At 58.2% G+C, this 2,324-nt stretch carries 2 protein-coding genes and 1 pseudogene; 1 reads left to right on the top strand and 2 read right to left on the bottom strand.

The annotated features are described in order from the left end of the window. The coding region (locus tag VZ95_RS27045; RefSeq protein ID WP_232302604.1) for a hypothetical protein at window positions 1-197 on the top strand (197 nt) is incomplete at its 5' end. 207 nt (window positions 198-404) lie between these two features. Here the strand turns inward: VZ95_RS27045 and hslU are convergent. After that, window positions 405-1,717, bottom strand: a pseudogene (gene hslU / locus VZ95_RS10670) (ATP-dependent protease ATPase subunit HslU). Continuing rightward, window positions 1,714-2,259, bottom strand: coding sequence for an ATP-dependent protease subunit HslV (hslV, locus tag VZ95_RS10665; protein WP_045775823.1), 546 nt, complete (start codon window positions 2,257-2,259; stop codon window positions 1,714-1,716). Before hslV ends, hslU begins: the two are co-directional and overlap by 4 nt. Window positions 2,260-2,324 lie beyond the last annotated feature (65 nt).

Raw genomic sequence — 2,324 nt, 5'->3', positions numbered from 1 at the left:
TGAATAAAAATTCAAATTTGGCGAGGCCGTATTCGATAAGCATCGATATAAAAACGCGGATTGAAGGCGTTCCATTCGAAGATCGCGCGGGGAAAAACCGAGGTCGAACGGATTTCAGCGATGCGAAAAAAATCATCGGCCATGCTACGGCTATTGAAGCTATAGAAGGCAAAGGCACAGACTGCCAAGGACAATAATCCTGCAAGCGTCAATCGATTGGACAAAACTGCGATTTTGACTATCAATTTTTCCATGATTGCCTTTTTACACTATAGCTTGTCGGGTTTGGTTCGGAATTCAATCTTTTTGAATTAATTCGGACGCGAACAATAATTTATAAAATTATAAGATTATAGTGTCAATCTTGCCCCCCCGAGCGGAAAGGGGGATCGCTCCCCCGCTCCCTACAGAATAAACTTCGACAAATCCGCCTTCTTGGCGAGCGTGCCGACCTTCTCTTCCACGTAAGCCGCCGAAATCGTCACCACCGAACCCGGCGAGTCGGGCGCGGTAAAGCTGATCTCTTCCAGCAGCCGTTCCAGCACAGTATGCAGCCGCCGTGCGCCGATGTTTTCGACCGAGCGGTTGACCTCGGCGGCGAGTTCGGCCAGCGCGTCGATGGCCTCTTCGGCGAAGGTGAGCGTTACCGATTCCGTCGCCATCAGGGCTTCATACTGGCGAATCAGGCTGGCTTCCGGCTCGGTCAGAATCCGGCGCAAATCTTCCACCGAGAGCGGCTGAAGCTCGACGCGGATCGGCAGGCGGCCCTGCAATTCCGGCAGCAGGTCCGAGGGTTTGGCGACATGGAAGGCCCCGGAGGCTATGAAGAGAATGTGATCGGTTTTCACCGGACCGTGCTTGGTGGAAACGGTCGTGCCTTCGATCAGCGGCAGCAGATCGCGCTGCACGCCTTCCCGGCTCACGTCGCCGCCGACGCGCTCCGAACGGGCACAGATTTTGTCGATCTCGTCGAGAAAGACGATGCCGTTTTCCTCAACGGCGGTAATCGCGGCGCGCACCACCTGCTCTTCATCCAGCAGCTTATCGGCTTCCTCGGCCAGAAGGAGCGCGTGGCTTTCGCCGACCGTGATCCGCTTGGTCTTAGTGCGCGCGCCGCCGAAGGCTTTGCCGAGCATATCCTGAAGGTTCATCACGCCCACATGGCCGCCGGGCATGCCGGGGATATCAAAGCCCGGCATTTGGAACGGGGCGGTATCCTGCAACTCCAACTCGATTTCCCGGTCGGACAATTGGCCGTCGCGCAGCATTTTGCGGAATTTTTGGCGCGTTTCCGGGCTGGCGCTTTGGCCGACGAGGGCATCCAGCACCCGCTCTTCCGCGCGGGCTTCGGCCTTTACCTGCACATCTTTGCGCATGGTTTCGCGGGCAAGGCCGATGGCGATATCAACGAGATCGCGGATGATTTGATCCACGTCGCGGCCGACATAGCCGACTTCGGTGAATTTCGTCGCTTCCACTTTCAGGAACGGCGCATTCGCGAGGCGGGCGAGGCGGCGGGCGATTTCGGTTTTCCCCACCCCGGTCGGCCCGATCATCAGAATATTCTTCGGCATCACCTCGTTGCGTAAGGCTTCGGCAGATGCTGCCGCCGCCAGCGGTTACGCAGGGCGATAGCGACGGCGCGTTTGGCGTCGCCCTGGCCGACGATATAGCGATCGAGTTCCGAGACGATTTCACGCGGGCTGAAATTGGTCATAGCCGCTCCAGGGTAACAGTGTGATTCGTATATATGCAGACGTCGCCCGCGATGCGCATGGCTTTGCGGGCAATGGCTTCCGCATCCATCCCGTCGATATCGACCAGCGCGCGCGCCGCCGACAGGGCGAACGGCCCGCCCGAGCCGATGCCGATAATGCCATGTTCCGGCTCCAGCACATCGCCATTGCCGGTGAGGATCAGCGAGACCTCTTTATCGGCCACCGCCATCATTGCTTCGAGCCGGCGCAGGTAACGGTCCGTCCGCCAATCCTTCGCCAGTTCCACGCAGGCGCGGGTAAGCTGTTTCGGGTATTTTTCGAGCTTGGCTTCCAAGCGCTCGAAGAGGGTGAAGGCATCCGCCGTCGCCCCGGCAAAACCGGCGATCACCGTATCGTCGGCCAAGCGGCGCACTTTGCGAGCATTATGCTTCAAAACCGTATTGCCGAACGTCACCTGACCATCGGCGGCAATCACAACCTCATTGTTCTTGCGGATGCACAGAACGGTCGTGCCGTACCATTTATCGGGAGCGTGATCCACGTCAGCCTCATCTCTCCAATCCGGCCCAGGAGTGGCACCGGCTCTTGTTAAGGGGATAGATGGGA

Origin of the sequence: Elstera litoralis (assembly GCF_000963705.1) — a bacterium.
Lineage (GTDB): Bacteria > Pseudomonadota > Alphaproteobacteria > Elsterales > Elsteraceae > Elstera > Elstera litoralis.
This window is presented reverse-complemented; position numbering and strand designations above follow the sequence as displayed.